The following is a 16,832-nucleotide window of genomic DNA, read 5'->3' on the forward strand; positions in this document are numbered from 1 at the left end:
GTCGTTTTAATTGGTTAAAGATTAGTTTCTTAATGGTTTACCATTTTTCAGCATGTATTGGATTCTTTCCAGCGTTTTGCGTTCACCACATAGTGATAAGAAAGCCTCTCTTTCAAGATCTAATAAATACTGTTCAGTCACTAATGTAGCTTCTGATAAATCTCCTCCTGCCATTACATAAGCCAGTTTGTTAGCGATCTTGCGATCGTGTTCAGAGATGTATTTACCAGCCATCATACTGTCAGTTCCTACTAAGAACATACCTAAAGCCTGACGACCAAGTACTTTAATATCTTTGCGTTTAGCCGGTTGTGTATATCCTGCTTGTGCTAATACTAAAGCTTCGCGCTTCGCTTGTGCCAATTGTAAATCTTTGTTTACAACCACTACATCTTTTCCTTTTTGCAATATATTTAAGTCAAAAGCCTCTTGTGCTGATGTAGCTACTTTAGCCATACCGATAGTTAAGAAGTGCTCTTGCAGTGTATTTAGCTCTACATCATTTTTGCGGTATAGATCAGACGCTCTTACGGTCATCTCTTTAGAACCACCTCCACCAGGGATAAGTCCTACACCGAATTCTACTAATCCGATATATGTCTCTGCGGCAGCTACAACTTTATCGGCGTGTAAGCTTAGCTCACATCCACCACCAAATGTCATTCCATGAGGAGCAGCAACTACAGGAATACCTGAGTAACGCATTTTCATCATTGTATCTTGGAATGTTTTAATAGCGATATTTAACTCATCCCAATCTTGCTCTGCAGCCATCATAAAAATCATCATTAAGTTCGCACCTACAGAGAAGTTGCTACCTTGGTTACCAACTACTAATCCTTGGAAGTCTTTTTCAGCGATTTCAACAGCTTTGTTTAATCCTGCTAAAACACCACCACCGATTGTATTCATCTTTGAGTGGAACTCTAAGTTTACGATACCATCACCTAAGTCGATTAATGAAGCTTCACTATTACCCCATACTTTATTAGATGTTCTAATATTGTCAAGGATAATGAAGGCATCTTGTCCAGGAATAGGTTCAAAAGTTTTTGTGTTTTGGTTGTAGAACAGTTTTTTACCATTCTCCACTTTATAGAAACTCTTCGCTCCAGAAGCTGCCAATTCTTTAACCCAATCAGCTACTGTGTAACCTTCTTTTTCGATTAAAGCGATTCCCTTTTCAAGGCCTACTAAATCCCAAGTTTGGAATGGACCATATTTCCACGCATATCCTGTACGCATAGCATCATCGATAGGGAATAGGGTGTCAGTGATTTCTGGAACACGTTGAGAAACGTATGCAAATAAAGAAGCAAAGTGTTTTCTGATTAATTCACCTGCTTTAGTTTGGTCTGCTAATAATAAAGCTAATTTAGCTTTCGTACCACCAGCTTGTTTTGCAGTTTCAAGAACAGCTATTTTAGCACGTTCTAATGGACGGTATTCTAATTTCTCTAAGTCTAAAGCATAGCGATTAGTTTTACCTTCTTTATCTACTTCTTTATAGTAGAATCCTTTTCTTGATTTGTCACCTAAGAATTTGTTTTCTAATAGGAAGTTAAGCGGTTTGCTATCTTTAACTTCTTGAATCATAGCATCTGCAGGGCAGTTTTGCTTTAATCCATTGGTTACGTTAACAGCAGTATCTAATCCTACTAAGTCTCCTAATTTAAAAGTACCTGTTTTAGGACGTCCTAAGATAGATCCTGTCAGTGTATCAGCTTCCTCGATAGTTAACCCTATTTCTTGAGCTAATTGCATTACCATAGCCATAGAGTAAACCCCTACGCGGTTACCGATAAATCCAGGTGTGTCTTTACACAATACTGGCGTTTTACCTAAGTAAAGACTACTGTATTTTTGGAAGAATTCGATTACCTCAGGAGCCGTTTGTGGTCCAGGGATAATCTCGAATAATTGTAAATATCTTGGAGGGTTGAAGAAGTGCGTTCCACAGAAGTGTTTTTGGAAATCTTCTGAACGGCCCTCTACCATTAGTTTCATTGGAATACCAGAAGTGTTAGAAGTAATTAACGAACCTGGTTTTCTGTATTTCTCGATTTGTTCGAATACTGATTTTTTAATATCTAGTCTCTCGATTACAACTTCGATTACCCAATCACAATCTTTGATCTTCACTAAGTCATCTTCTATATTCCCAGTCGAAATGCGAGAAGCAAATGCTTGAGAATAGATTGGAGCTGGTTTAGATTTCAAAGCATTAGCTAAATGAGTATTTGCTATTTTATTTCTTACAACCTTACTTTCTAAAGTAAGGCCTTTCTTTTCCTCTTCAGGAGTTAATTCTCTAGGTACAATGTCAAGAAGCAATACTTCTAATCCGATATTTGCAAAATGACAAGCAATAGCAGATCCCATTACTCCAGACCCGACTACGGCTACCTTTTTAATTATTCTTTTCATATTTATTGTTCTTTGGTTTTTAATACTATTATTTAACTCTCTTAAGGTACAAAAATTATTTGTCTTCAAATATACTTTTGTCGTTGATTAACTGATTGATAACTTCAGTTACTTCCATGAAGTGCTGAATTTTTTCTTCAGATATTTGGGTGCGGATTTTCTCATTAAAGCGTTTTACTTTCGCTTTAGACAATTCTCTTTTCTCTAAACCTAGAGGAGTTAATTTTATAATCACACCACGGCCATCATTAGGATTCTTTTCACGAGTGATTAGCTTGTGCTCTTCTAATTTTTTTAGAGTACGAGTAAGACTTGTTGCTTCCATACCCATATTCGGTCCTAGTAGAGTAGAAGGGGTCCCTTCTTTATCTATACTTAGTAGTGCAAAAGCAAGTGACATTGTCGCATCGTATTTAGCAGCTTCTTCATTGTACATTCTAGCTACAGCTTGCCATGTTGCTCTAAGTATATAATCGATTGTTGTGTTCTTCATACCATTTAGAATAATTCAAATATAAAAAAAAATAGTATGCACGCATACTATTTTTAAAATATTTCTTGATTAAGTTATTTTTTTTGTCATTAACTTCTGTAAATCTTATCGTATAAGTCTTTATGTTTCTCAAGAATAATACGTCTACGAAGTTTAAGAGTAGGGGTTAAGTGCTCACTGTCAATGCTCCACACATCAGGAGTAAGTTCGAATTTCTTTACTTGTTCCCATTTACCGAATTTTTTATTTACAGCTTCTACTTCTTCAGCAACGCGATCAATAACCTTCTGATTAGTTACTATTTCTTGATTTGTAGTACCTATATCGTATCTTTTGCGACGTGCCCATTCTTTAACGAAGTCAAAGTCTATCTGAATAAAAGCAGCAGGCATTTTTTCTCCTTCACCGATAACCATGATTTGCTCGATAAAGCGAGATTGTTTCATCATATTTTCAATCATCTGAGGAGCTACGTATTTACCTCCAGAAGTTTTGAACATTTCTTTTTTGCGGTCAGTGATGTGTAAGAAACCATCTTCATCTATTTTACCAATATCCTCTGTATGGAAATAACCATCTTTTATAACGCTATTTGTTTTTTCTTCATCTTTAAAGTATCCCATCATCACATTAGGGGCTTTACATAAGATTTCGCCGTCTTCTGCTATTTTTACCTCTACATTGCTTAAAGGGCGACCAACAGTTCCAAATCTTAATCCTCCATTACGAGCATCATTTACTGATATAACAGGAGATGTCTCTGTAAGCCCGTATCCTTCCATTACAGGTATGCCTGCAGCATTAAATACTTTAGATAGACGAGCTTGAAGAGGAGCACTACCAGAAACAATTATTTTCATCTGACCTCCTAATCCTTCTTGCCATTTGCTGAATACTAACTTTCGAGCTATTTTTAACTGGAAGTTATAGAAAGCACTTCTGTTGTATGGTTTGTATTTGAACCCTAGTTCAAGAGCCCAGAAGAAGATACGTTTTTTGATACCTGTTAGAGAAGAACCTTTTGCAAAGATCTTATCGTATACTTTCTCTAATAATCGAGGTACTACTGTCATGACATTAGGGCTAACTTCTTTTAAGTTATCTCCCATTTTATCAATAGACTCTGCATAGTATATAGAAGTACCAGAAAATTGGTATAAATAGATTAACATTCTTTCAAACACGTGACACAGAGGTAAGAAACTAAGTGCTTTATAATGATCTTCACGACCAAAAGGAACTCTGTCCCAACTACCTATTACATTAGATAGGATATTATTATGAGATAACATCACACCTTTAGGTCTACCTGTAGTACCTGATGTGTAGATTAGCGTAGCTAAGTGATCTGGAGTGATAGAGTCTTTAATGCGATCTACTTCTTCTTGATTAGAAGTGTCTCTTCCTAATTCAAGAATTTCATCAAAAGTTTTGCAACCTTCAATGTGGTCAAATGAGCAAATACCTTTAAGTAGAGGTAATTGATCTTTAACACTTATTAGTTTGTTGTAAATTTCTTGATCTGATACTACACAGTACTTCGCTTCTGCATGACTAAGAATATATTGATAGTCTTCTGCTGCAATAGTAGGGTAGATAGGCACGTTCTGAGCGCCGATTTGTAAAATACCAATATCTAAAAGATTCCATTTAGTTTGGTTATTAGTAGAGATGACAGCTATTTTATCATTTGCTTCTATGCCTAGACGTAATAAGGCACGCGAAACCATATTAGCTTTATCTATATATTCCTGTGAGGATGTTTTTTCCCATACTCCATTTACCTTAGTAACTAAGGATGCAGCCAGAGGAAAGTGTTCATTCTGCAAATAAGGAATATCAAAAAGTCTTGTAGGATTTACCATGTTATCATTAATTAGCTAACGCAAAGTACAAAAAAAATATAAGATTTCTTGTATTTAGTGTGTACTTGGCAATTTTTATCTGATTTATTTGCAATTCTTGTAGTTGATTTTCTTCTAAACTACATTATTCATTTTATAGAATGTTATAGGTGATGTTTATACTAAAAGTATAAATGACTGTAAATCACACCATATAAATATAAGAAAAAAATAATTAGTATCTTTGTGATATGTTAAAATAATCATTGAAAATTATTATAGGATATCAGTTAATTTAGGGATTATACAAATTTTATTTTAGTATTTATTTTCAATAAGATTATCTTTTTCCTTTCTGTTCTAGCTGTACAGTTATAGTAGGACGAGACAAGTCTCGCTTGATTTGAGTCCGTTATGAGTCCGTAGTAGCTCCGTTTTGACTCCGTTATTTATTATGATATAACGGACAGGTATCTTACTAATGAAGTAGTTATTAAGCGGTTATATGCATGAAGACTGAATGTTCTGTGGAAGAGCACTGCTTTTCTAGATAGATGAAATCTAATATTGTTGTTAGAAGTAGTAATATAATTATTCTTAAAAATTTCTTTAGTACGAGTATAAAATGCTTCTAAATGCTAATACAAGTCCGAATAGAAATGATTAAGTTTGTGTTTCTAAAAAAAAATAATATGATTTCTAACCGATATCGATTGAATGAAGTATTAGTAATGGCTTATAGATTATTCTTAGCTTTCTTCTTTTACTTCATTGCTCGTACACTATTTTACTTTTATAATAGTGATTTATTAAATGTAGACTCTTTTGGTCAATTTTTAGAATTAGCGTATCACGGTATCACCTTTGATAGGATGGCTATTTTCTATGTAAATATATTATTTATATTATTATCTATTCTACCTTTATTTATCAATACAAAAAAAGGGTATCAGAAGGTAGTGTTTTACGCTTATATCATTCCTAACTTGATAGCGTACTCTACTAATTTTATTGATTTTATTTACTATAGATTTATTTATGCACGTACTACTATAGCTGTTTTCGATAGTTTAGAACACGAATCAAATAAGGGACAGTTGTTTTTTAACTTCTTGGTTAATTATTGGCATGTTTTTCTAATTTGTATTGTACTATGTGTGTTATGGGTATACTTGTATACAAAGGTGAAGTTTACACGATTCTTAAAGGTAGAAAATAAGAGGTCATATTGGTTGTCTACTGTATTGATTATTATTGTGACCGGAGTTGGCTTTGTAGCCGGTGTAAGAGGAGATTTAAAGAAAGCTACTCGACCACTGAATATCATTGATGCGAATAGACATGTAGAAAAACCTGAACACGCAGATATCGTATTAAATACTCCATTCGCTATCTTGAGAACAATAGGTAAGACAAGTTTTAAGAAAGTAGAATATATGGATGAAGCTACGCTTAATAAAAATGTAAGTGGAGTGAAGCAGTATAATACTAATGAACCTAGTACCCCTAATATAATACTATTTATCACAGAAAGTTATGGGCGTGAGTATATAGGCGCTTTTAATAAAGATATGAATATTAAAAACTATAAGAGTTATACACCTTTTATAGATTCGCTTTCTCAGCATAGTTTAATCTTCCCTAATGCATTCGCAAATGGATATAAATCTATTCATGGTGTATCATCTGTCATCGCAGGAATTCCTTCGTTTAAAGACGCATTTACATCATCTCCGTATCCGAAGCAGAAGATAGAATCTCTAGTGTCTACGCTGAAATCTAAAGGATATGACACTTCTTTCTTCCACGGTGCACCCAATGGGTCTATGGGATTCTTAGGATTTGGAAATATCTTAGGATATGATCACTACTATGGAAAGACAGAGTATAATAATGATGATGACTTCGATGGTACTTGGGGGATTTGGGATGAACCATTTTTTCAATATATGCGTACTACATTGAATGAGAAGAAAGGTCCTTTCTTTGCTACTATATTTACAGTGTCTTCACATGAGCCATTCAATATTCCTCCTCAGTATGAAGGAAAGTTCCCTATAGGAGATGTTCCTATTCATAAGACAGTAGGGTATACGGATTATGCTTTTAAGAAATTCTTTGAAGAGAGTAGTAAAGAACCATGGTTTAAGAATACAATATTTATCATTACGGCAGATCATACTAATCAAATTGCTTATGATGAGTATAAAGAATTGGTTAACCGTACTGCGGTGCCTATACTTATCTATGCTCCTGATGAGAGATTAAAAGGGGTAGATAAGAGACTAGCTCAGCAGATAGATATTTATCCTACGGTACTAGATCTAATAGGGTATGATAAGCCTTTTAGAAGCTGGGGAAGAAGTTTAGTGAATGATACAATAACGACTCCATATACGATTAATTATGGAGGAAATGAGTACACTTACCAAGAGGGGGATTATATCGTAAGATTTAATGGGAAAGAGGTGACAGGGTTCTTTGATATTAATGATAAAGGATTAAAGAAAAATTTAATCGGTCAAAAGAACAAAGAAATGGAAAGACTCGAAATAAAGTGTAAAGCTTTTGTTCAAGACTATTTTGAACGTATAGTAGATAAACGATTAGATAAATAAATATTACAAATAGCACCTTAATCAAGGTGCTTTCTTTGTTTAGTGCATTACTGTTTTTGTAAGTTAATAGGTGTTTTTATTAGAAAGTTTATAGTAGTATAGTATTGTAAATTGATAATAAGTTGTTTTTTTGTGAGTTAGAACAAAGATATTTGTTGTTTGGTGTTATTTAAACGCGTTATATTCTTTATTTAAGAGAAACGCAGGTGTATAGGTTAAATCTCAAATTGAGATTATAGTATGCTTTGTATGAGTATTTTGATAAATAAGGAAGGTGGTATTCACTTTTTTATTGTTGATTTTAGAATAGTCTCTTAATTTAAGTAAAAAGTTGTGAATCTTGATGATTTTCTATTTTGTGAAAATTCTATTAAAAAAAAATGTGAGTCTTAAACTTGTTGTAGGTTAACTTTTTAGAGTGAAGTTTTGGTTAAATTTGGCCACCTTATAAATTAAAACCTTACAACCTTATGACCCCTAATAAGTTTAGAATATACGAGGTAAAAGTATTGTTATATAGACTATCACTAGCTTTTCTTTTTTACTTCGTCGCTCGTCTGCTATTTTATTTTTATAATGCAGATTTATTGAGTATTGATTCAGTTGGACAATTTTTATCACTATCCTTTTATGCCTTATCATTTGATAGTGCATCTATATTCTATGTGAGTATGTTGTTTATCTTATTATCAATAGCTCCAGCTTTTATAAATACTAAACCTAAATATCAGAAGGTTGTCTTCTATGCTTATTTTATACCGAATTTATTAGCTTATTCTACTAATTTTGTAGACCTTATATATTATAGATTTATACAGTCTAGGACTACTATAGCTGTGCTTGATAGTTTAGAACATGAGTCTAATAAAACAACTTTATTGTTTAATTTTTTATTGAGCTATTGGCATGTTTTATTCCTGTTTATTGTGTGTGCTGCTTTGTGGGTATATCTATATACTCGAGTAAAAATAAAACCAGTAGAAAAAGATGAGCCACTTAGTCGATATTTTGTATCCAGCGCTTTTATATTGATAATTTCAGTAGTAGGAGTAGTTTCAGGGATTAGAGGAGGAATAACAAAAAAAACTAGGCCAATAAATATTGTAGATGCTAATCGACATACTACTAAGCCAGAACATGGTGATGTAGTTCTTAATACTCCATTCACAATCTTAAGAACGATAGGAAAGAGTAGTTATAAGGAAGTGCGCTATATGGACAAAAAGACTTTACAGAAATATGTTAATGATGTAAAGCAATATAATGTAAATGAACCTAGCACGCCTAATATTGTATTATTTATAACAGAGAGTTTTGGACGTGAATATATTGGAGCATTTAATAAGGATACAGATATTCCTAACTATAAAAGTTACACTCCTTTTATAGACTCTTTGGCTCAGCACAGTCTGATATATCCCAATGCTTTTGCCAATGGGTACAAATCCATTCATGCTATTCCTTCTATTTTGGCGGGTATTCCTTCTTTTAAGGATGCTTTTACATCTTCTCCGTTTCCTAATCAGAAGATTGAATCTGTTGTGTCTATTCTGAATAGTAAAGGGTATGACACATCTTTCTTTCATGGAGCAGTAAATGGTTCAATGGGATTCTTGGGATTTGGAAATATATTAGGATATGATCATTATTATGGAATGACAGAATACGATAATGATGATGACTTCGATGGTACATGGGGAATATGGGATGAGCCTTTCTTTCAGTTTATGAGAAGAACATTAAATGAAAAGGAAGCTCCTTTCTTTGCGACGTTGTTTTCTGTCTCTTCACATGAACCTTTTGGATTACCAGAAAAGTATAAAGGGAAGTTCCCTAAAGGTAACTTACAAATTCACGGACCTGTGGGGTATACAGATTATGCTTTTAAACGTTTTTTTGAAGAGAGTAAGAATGAACCATGGTTTGAGAATACAATATTTATCATTACGGCGGATCACACAAATCAAATTTATTATGATAAGTATAAAGAACTAGTGAATAGAACAGCTATTCCTATTATGATTTATACTCCTGATGAAAGGTTAAAAGGAGTAGATAACCGTTTAGCACAACAAATGGATATTTATCCTACTATTTTAGATTTAATAGGGTATAATCAACCTTTCAGAAGTTGGGGAAGTAGTCTGATTAATGGTCCTATCAATGATCGCTTTACAGTGAGTTATGGGGCTAATGAATTAACCTATCAAACAGGGAATTATATTGTTAGATTTAATGGTTCAAAAGTGACAGGATTTTATGATATAAATGATAAGGGACTCACTAAAAACTTGATTAAAGAAAAGAATAAAGAAATGGAAGAAGCAGAAATGAAATGTAAGGCTTTTGTTCAAGATTATTTTGATCATATTATCAATAGAAAATTGTCTAAAATATAGAAGAGTTTTCTCTAAAATAGTAAAGGTTCACAGCTAAATCTGTGAACCTTTTTTATTACTCTGTAAAGTCGTTTTCTAATAATATTTTTTTTGCTTTATCTAAGTCTTTTTCATCGACCAAGATATGTACTGCTCTGTCAAGTGTACCTGCTCCAATTCCAATAGCTGATTGTATATCATCCCTGATGATATAAGAGACGTTGTTTTCATCCAAGAGATTTCTTACTGCGAGAACTATAATCTCACTACCAGCAAATAATTTTTTATGACTCATAATCTTCTGTGTTTGTTCTTTTCTAAATTATAACTTTTTTAATTAGGATAGTAAAAAGATTAGTTAAAATCAAAATGAATTAGCCTATAAGTTTTTTTATTACTCTAAAAAGGAGTATCTTAATAAAAGAATTATAAAACAAAAAACATCTTATAAATGATAAATTATAAGTGAAGGAGAAGAGGTTTCATTAAACAGTATGATTATGAAAATAGAGGAAACAAAGGCGTTTAGCCAGTTGAGCAGTATTGCGCAATCAATAGTCAATAAGAGTACTTCCAAAAAGCAGATATCAGATGCCGTCATGATAGTGAAGAATATAGGTTTCGAAAAATGGAGTAGTATAACAGATCTACCCATTATGTGGCATCAGATTGTAAAGGAACTGGCTGTATAAATAATAGAATAAACTCAATGATCTAAGATCTCATTCGTTATGGATGTAGATCTTTTTTTGTTATTTAGATGGGCTAGATTTGTTATATTATTGTATTTTTATTTCAAATTTAAAATTAATTATGAATATTGTCTATTTGGTTTTTGGTGATAGTATTAAACATTACCAACAAGTTTTTTTTTCTATCTATACAGCCTTAGTTCACAAAGGTGAAAGCGATAATATTATTGTATTGACAGAAGAACCTACTATGTTTAATCAATTAAAAGATAAAATAATAGTATTATCTTTAGATAATGATGTAGTGAAAGAGTGGAAAGGAAAGTATAACTATATGTTTAGGCTTAAAATTAAAGCATTGGAGTTTGTTGCTAATAAGTTTCCGAATGAGGATATGTTGTATTTAGATGGGGATACTTTTGTTTATAATTCATTAGCTGTATTAAAAGCTAAATTACATGAGGGAACTAATATTATGCACCTAGACGAAGGGCAATTAAATAAATTTACTACAAAGACAGGTAAAAGGCTTTGTAAAGAATTAAAAGGTAAGAAGTATGGGGGAGTTTCTATTACTGGGGAAACTCATATGTGGAATTCAGGTGTTTTAGGAATTTCGAAAGTTAATTTTTCAGCTATTACTCTTGCTTTAAATATAACAGATCAGATGTGTCAAGCTAGTGTTAAGGCGTTTACAAAAGAACAACTTGCTTTTTCTTTAGCGTTTAACTCTGTAGGTAATTTGGTTTCTTCAGATTATGTTATAGGACATTATTGGGGAAATAAAGAACAATGGGATGAGTTTATATCTGATTGGTTAAAAAGATCTTTTATGCATAATTATACAGTAGATCAGATGATCGCTAATGTTAGAAGTATTCCTCTAGATCAAATACCTTACTACCTTAAACACTCTAATACTTTAAAGCGTCTATCTAGAAAGTTACAAAGTATCTTTCAACCTAAAAATCCACAATTTATAAAGAAGTAAAATTTTTATAATCACTTGACTTTGTAATAAAAGTATTTGTTTAGTTAAATTTGTATTGATTTGTTATTGTTAATAAATTGATGTGTTTAAATGAGTAAGGAAGATTAAACAAGGAGAACAGATTTTGTTTTGGACACTAGATGCTGGTTATGAGGCAGGATTAATGCTTTAGGAATACTAGTTAAAAGTATACGCAATAAAAAACACCCTAAGTCATCTTGATTTAGGGTGTTTTCATTTTATAACTAACTAATTAATCCAAATGTTATTCTTGGTTTCTGAAGACCAACTCGTTGTTAAACGAATCTAACAAGATTATACTATCTGCTTTTACATTACCGGATAATATCTCTTTAGACAATCGATTTAACACCTCTTTTTGTACTACGCGTTTTACTGGGCGAGCACCGAACTCTGGTTCGTAACCTTTCGTTGCCAAAAATTCTTTAGCTTCTGCAGTTGCTTCCATGTGTACGTTTTGTTGTGCCAACATCTTGAATACACTTTGCAATTGAATATCTACAATCTGTAAGATATTGTTCTTGCTCAACGGAGTAAACATTACTACTTCGTCGATACGGTTTAAGAACTCCGGACGCACCTGTTGTTTTAACTCGTTTAGTACTTCCGTTTTCGCTTCTTCAGAGGCCTTCTCTATATTTGTCGCATGCTCAAACTTCTCTTGGATAATGTGGCTACCTATATTCGAAGTCATGATAATAATCGTATTTTTAAAGTCAGCCAAACGACCTTTGTTGTCTGTTAGACGTCCCTCATCTAATACTTGCAACAAGATGTTGAAGGTATCAGGGTGGGCTTTCTCAATCTCGTCTAACAACACCACAGAGTACGGTTTTCTACGTACAGCTTCAGTCAACTGACCACCTTCGTCATATCCTACATATCCAGGAGGCGCTCCAACTAATCTACTTACACTGTGTCTTTCGCCATACTCACTCATATCAATACGGGTCATCGCACTTTCATCGTCAAATAGATATTCAGCTAATGCTTTTGCCAACTCTGTTTTACCCACTCCTGTAGTACCCAAGAATAGGAATGAGCCTATTGGTTTTTTAGGATCTTGTAATCCAGCACGACTTCTACGTACTGCATCACTGATGGCCTCAATAGCTTCTTCTTGACCAACTACGCGTTTGTGTAACTCGTCCTCTAAGTGAAGTAATTTTTCTCTTTCACTTTGTAGCATTTTAGTCACAGGTACTCCTGTCCATTTGGCTACTACTTCTGCGATGTCATCACTAGTTACTTCTTCTTTAATCAGCGATTGGCCACTTTGGTTCTCGTCTAATTGTTTTTGAGCTTTTTCAAGTTCTTCTTGCGCATTTTTTATTTTACCATATCTAAGCTCAGCTACCTTACCATAGTCACCATCACGTTCAGCTTTTTCAGCCTCTAATTTATAGGTTTCTATCTCTTGTTTAATAGCCTGTACGCGATCTACAACCTCTTTTTCAGATTGCCATTTCGTATAAATATCGTTTCTTTCTTCTTTTAAATTTGCTACTTCTAATCCAAGAGATTTCAGTTTGTCTTCATCATTTTCGCGTTTGATTGCTTCAATTTCAATTTCTAATTGCATAATCTTGCGATCCAACACGTCTAATTCCTCTGGTTTAGAGTTGATCTCCATTCTCAGTTTAGCCGCAGCCTCATCCATTAAGTCTATCGCCTTGTCTGGTAAGAAACGGTTGGTGATATAACGCTCAGATAAATTAACTGCAGCGATAATCGCCTCATCTTTTATGCGTACTTTGTGGTGAGCTTCATACTTTTCTTTAATACCACGTAAGATAGAGATAGCACTCTCTGTGTCTGGCTCATCTACGATTACCTTTTGGAAACGACGTTCTAAAGCCTTGTCTTTCTCAAAGTATTTTTGGTATTCATCTAATGTCGTCGCTCCGATAGAACGCAGTTCTCCACGTGCTAAAGCTGGTTTTAAGATATTAGCAGCATCCATTGCACCTTCACCACCTCCAGCACCTACTAAGGTGTGAATCTCATCGATGAATAGAATGATGTTGCCCTCAGCAGAAGTTACTTCTTTTACCACTGATTTTAAACGCTCTTCAAACTCTCCTTTATATTTCGCACCAGCAATCAAAGCTCCCATATCTAATGAGAAGATTTGCTTGTCTTTTAAGTTCTCCGGTACGTCTTGTTGTACGATACGGTGTGCTAAACCTTCTGCAATGGCTGTTTTACCAACCCCTGGCTCACCTATAAGCATTGGGTTGTTCTTTGTACGACGGCTCAAAATTTGTAACACACGTCTGATTTCTTCATCACGCCCAATTACAGGGTCAAGTTTGCCTTCGTTAGCTAATTGCGTAAGGTTATTTGCATATTTATTTAGTGAATTATAAGTGTCTTCAGCAGAGGCAGAAGTTACTCTTGCTCCATTTCTAATTTCGTTAATAGCCGCTTCAAGTTGTTTTTCTGTTACTCCTTGATCTTTTAAGATTTGAGCCACTTTACTTTTTGACTTGAAGATAGCTAATATTAAATGCTCGATAGAAACATACTCATCCTTCATCTTTGTAGCAATGGCTTGTGCCTCTGTAATAGCTGTACCAGCTTCTCTTGATAGCCCCATTTGACCTCCGTCAACTTTTGGGAAGTTGGAGATAGTAGCATCCAATACAGATTTAAAAGTATCTACATTGATGTTTAGTTTCTTTAAGATAAAAGGAGTAACGTTTTCGTCAACTTCCATAATAGCTTTAAAGATGTGTTCGTTTTCTATTTGTTGTTGCCCTAAGCCCTGCACGATTACCTGTGCTTGTTGTAAGGCTTCTTGAGATTTTATTGTAAAATTATTTAAGTTCATATATTAATTCGTTTATTTGTTTGATTAATTCGTAATAGACAAAAGACGTTCCAATGTTTAAATTAAGACTTTTTGGCAATAATTGAATTATTCGTACTAGTAAAAGATGTCAAAAAGTCATAAATTTGCCTATATATACTTAATCGAACTAACATTTTGTCTTATGAAATGGATCAATATAACAGAGAGTAGTCAAATAAAAGAGCTTATCGAGAAATCAAATGATAAAGCAGTAATTATATTTAAGCACAGTCCACGTTGCCATATTAGTAAATTCGCCTTGAGAAATTTTGAAGCGAGCTTTGCTAATCCTACAGAGACGGACTGTTATTTAGTAGATGTAGTCAACGATAGATTACATTCGATGGAATTAAAAGAAATCTTAGCTGTACAGCATGAGTCACCACAACTTATTATAGTATCTAAGGGAAAAGCAGTATATAACACATCACATGAAAGCATAGATGGAGTGACTACTGAAAAACTGTTGTTGAGGCTATAAGATGAGTAGAACACCAGTTTATAGAACAGTTATACTAAATGGATTAAAGACACCTGGTATTATCCACAATGGAGGATATCACTTTACTCATTTTGATGTATATGAAGATGGGAGAGTTGCTAATTGGAATTTTGAGGATTTTGAACACTTTATAAAAGATGTTCATGAAGGCTGGGTGGTTACTTCTATTCCAGATAGTGAGGAGATATCGTGTTTTAATTTAGGAGCTTGGAAGATAGGGGATGGTTATTGGTATCATACACCAGATACTTATATAGCGTACATTAGGAGCTTAGTACTTGAGCTAAATCCCGATTGGATTAATATTCATACATTTCAAAAGCGAGTAGTCAATGGTGTTATAGTAGGAGAGTCTGGCGCTAGTACCCTGTATAAGATAGATACAATGAAACCAGATAAGTATTTTCCCAAGAAGGTGAAGGGAGAATTTTATACTGTATTCTATCTATTAGAAGATAAGTATTATCTAGTGCGTTTGCTCTTGTTTAAGGACGGAACTATTGCTATCCATGGATGTGGAGATGAGTTGTTATTAGATTTAGATGAATTAAGAGAACTTATTACAATAGGTCAAGTTTGTAGTACTTTAGCTATGTCTAGTCGTGTAGTTATCGAAAACTTAGGAGAGTTTACTGTGTTAGAAGAAGGGTATAGTAATGATATCAATGATCTGCTAGCTGAGATAGAAGATGATTATCGAAAACTCAATGGCCAAAAAACATCAAATGAATTTTGTTTAGAAGCTTTAGAAGTGTATAAAGCGAATCCTTCAGAAGGGTTAAAAGAAATATTAAAAGAGGCCTATGAACGAGTTCCTGAGCATTTGCGAATGTATTTAGGTGATATGGATACAAGAGATAGTGAGATTATCGAAATTATCTATGGATCTGAGTATCGGGAATATTGGGATGAGGAAGAAATAGAATAAAAACAGAAAAGAGGCTTAACGCCTCTTTTTTTCATAAATACAGGGGCTTCTAATTAGATAGAAAGCGTATTATAATTGTTTTCTTGTAATTGGAACATATATTTATGAGCATTAGGTGTACCGATAAAATACAAAGGCAAGTCTTTCAATGTTACACCGTAAACTTTTAATGCGAATTCACATACTACTAGTTTTATTCCTGCTTTATCTGCAGCGTCTAATTCAGCACGTAATTCATTATTATTTAACTCTTGAACCATTTGTCCCATAATCACGATTTGGAAATCTGCTTTAGGATTAGCTTTTCTGATTTCACTTCCCGTCATAATAGAAGAACGAAGGTTTTTTATAGATTGTACTAGAATAGCATATTTGTCTCCTTTAGTATCTTGTTCATAAGCTATAGAAGATACATTGTTTTTTACTGTATGATTGGCTACAGCTTGAGTACTAACGATAGAACACAAAGCAATTGCTAAAACTAATTTTCTCATTGTTTACTATATTATGGTTTATATTGATGCTAAAGTAGTCCATGTTATAGAGTAAGAAAGTAACATTTGTTACACAAGAAAGAGTTCTTATATTAATTAATCGTTAATAAAGTACTTCTATCTACTCTTAACGGTTGTCAAATTTTTGCCCAATAATAGAAGAATTCTTGTTTAAGAGAGTTTCTTCAGAAGGAATATCTATAGCGTTAGGCTAGTATTCCTAAGAGATATAATTATAAAAAAGATAACGATGCTTATGTAACATTGGTTACTGTAGTGTTTTGAATTAGTGAATAGCTTTGAAGTATTAAATAGGATGAGATGATAATTACATATTTTAAAAAGTGGACAGTGATGAGATGGATACGCTTAGGACTAGGGGGACTATTGTTATTTCAAGCGATAGATGCATCACTTTGGATATTAACTATTCCTGCAGTTTATTTGTTCTTACAAGCCTTCTTTAATTTTGGTTGTAAGAATGATAGCTGTACATGGAGGTGAGTTTTAATGCTTCTCAAATATGGCTGTTTATAGGGATAAGGTTTTAGATTAAACAATGCAAGATTATTTATACTTTAGCCGAATTA

13 protein-coding genes are annotated in these 16,832 nt (G+C 33.4%); 7 read left to right on the top strand and 6 right to left on the bottom strand.

The window, feature by feature from the left end:
• Nucleotides 1–21 precede the first annotated feature (21 nt).
• The 3 genes from AABL85_RS02305 to AABL85_RS02315 form a co-directional block, all read right to left on the bottom strand.
• The gene (locus AABL85_RS02305; RefSeq protein WP_341309017.1) at nucleotides 22–2,427 is read right to left on the bottom strand and encodes a 3-hydroxyacyl-CoA dehydrogenase/enoyl-CoA hydratase family protein; all 2,406 of its coding nucleotides are present in this window, start codon (nucleotides 2,425–2,427) and stop codon (nucleotides 22–24) included.
• A gap of 55 nt (nucleotides 2,428–2,482) precedes the next feature.
• Complete coding sequence (locus tag AABL85_RS02310) at nucleotides 2,483–2,920, bottom strand: MarR family winged helix-turn-helix transcriptional regulator (protein ID WP_341309018.1); 438 nt, start codon at nucleotides 2,918–2,920, stop codon at nucleotides 2,483–2,485.
• Between the two features lie 89 nt (nucleotides 2,921–3,009).
• The gene (locus tag AABL85_RS02315; protein WP_341309019.1) at nucleotides 3,010–4,785 is read right to left on the bottom strand and encodes an AMP-dependent synthetase/ligase; all 1,776 of its coding nucleotides are present in this window, start codon (nucleotides 4,783–4,785) and stop codon (nucleotides 3,010–3,012) included.
• A gap of 671 nt (nucleotides 4,786–5,456) precedes the next feature.
• On the opposite strand from AABL85_RS02315, the gene AABL85_RS02320 reads away from it, so the two are divergent.
• Nucleotides 5,457–7,382: an LTA synthase family protein gene (locus AABL85_RS02320; protein ID WP_341309020.1), complete on the top strand. Its 1,926-nt coding sequence runs from the start codon at nucleotides 5,457–5,459 to the stop codon at nucleotides 7,380–7,382.
• A 470-nt stretch (nucleotides 7,383–7,852) separates the two neighbouring features.
• Nucleotides 7,853–9,781 carry an LTA synthase family protein gene (locus AABL85_RS02325; protein WP_341309021.1) on the top strand — a complete coding sequence of 643 codons (1,929 nt, stop codon included), beginning with the start codon at nucleotides 7,853–7,855 and terminating at the stop codon, nucleotides 9,779–9,781.
• 55 nt (nucleotides 9,782–9,836) lie between these two features.
• Here AABL85_RS02325 and AABL85_RS02330 read toward each other — a convergent pair whose 3' ends face one another.
• The gene (locus AABL85_RS02330; RefSeq protein ID WP_341309022.1) at nucleotides 9,837–10,055 is read right to left on the bottom strand and encodes a DUF2007 domain-containing protein; all 219 of its coding nucleotides are present in this window, start codon (nucleotides 10,053–10,055) and stop codon (nucleotides 9,837–9,839) included.
• 205 nt (nucleotides 10,056–10,260) lie between these two features.
• Between AABL85_RS02330 and AABL85_RS02335 the strand changes: the two genes are divergently transcribed.
• Nucleotides 10,261–10,452 carry a hypothetical protein gene (locus AABL85_RS02335; RefSeq protein ID WP_006259146.1) on the top strand — a complete coding sequence of 64 codons (192 nt, stop codon included), beginning with the start codon at nucleotides 10,261–10,263 and terminating at the stop codon, nucleotides 10,450–10,452.
• A 121-nt stretch (nucleotides 10,453–10,573) separates the two neighbouring features.
• On the top strand, nucleotides 10,574–11,443 hold the full coding sequence (locus AABL85_RS02340; RefSeq protein WP_341309023.1) for a hypothetical protein: 870 nt from the start codon (nucleotides 10,574–10,576) through the stop codon (nucleotides 11,441–11,443).
• Between the two features lie 265 nt (nucleotides 11,444–11,708).
• Here the strand turns inward: AABL85_RS02340 and clpB are convergent, their stop codons facing one another.
• Nucleotides 11,709–14,297 (bottom strand): ATP-dependent chaperone ClpB, encoded by a 2,589-nt coding sequence (gene clpB / locus AABL85_RS02345; protein ID WP_341309024.1) that lies wholly within the window; start codon nucleotides 14,295–14,297, stop codon nucleotides 11,709–11,711.
• Between the two features lie 163 nt (nucleotides 14,298–14,460).
• Here clpB and ytxJ point away from each other — a divergent pair, with 163 nt between their 5' ends.
• Complete coding sequence (ytxJ, locus tag AABL85_RS02350; RefSeq protein ID WP_341309025.1) at nucleotides 14,461–14,799, top strand: bacillithiol system redox-active protein YtxJ; 339 nt, start codon at nucleotides 14,461–14,463, stop codon at nucleotides 14,797–14,799.
• Between the two features lies 1 nt (nucleotide 14,800).
• Nucleotides 14,801–15,748: a DUF7638 domain-containing protein gene (locus AABL85_RS02355; RefSeq protein ID WP_341309026.1), complete on the top strand. Its 948-nt coding sequence runs from the start codon at nucleotides 14,801–14,803 to the stop codon at nucleotides 15,746–15,748.
• Nucleotides 15,749–15,801: 53 nt separating this feature from the next.
• Here AABL85_RS02355 and AABL85_RS02360 read toward each other — a convergent pair whose 3' ends face one another.
• Entirely contained in the window at nucleotides 15,802–16,242 is a 441-nt protein-coding gene (locus AABL85_RS02360; RefSeq protein WP_341309027.1) for a hypothetical protein, read from the bottom strand.
• A gap of 321 nt (nucleotides 16,243–16,563) precedes the next feature.
• On the opposite strand from AABL85_RS02360, the gene AABL85_RS02365 reads away from it, so the two are divergent.
• On the top strand, nucleotides 16,564–16,746 hold the full coding sequence (locus AABL85_RS02365) for a hypothetical protein (protein WP_341309028.1): 183 nt from the start codon (nucleotides 16,564–16,566) through the stop codon (nucleotides 16,744–16,746).
• The last annotated feature ends 86 nt before the right edge of the window (nucleotides 16,747–16,832 follow it).

The organism is Myroides odoratimimus (genome assembly GCF_038039805.1).
GTDB lineage: Bacteria > Bacteroidota > Bacteroidia > Flavobacteriales > Flavobacteriaceae > Flavobacterium > Flavobacterium odoratimimum_B.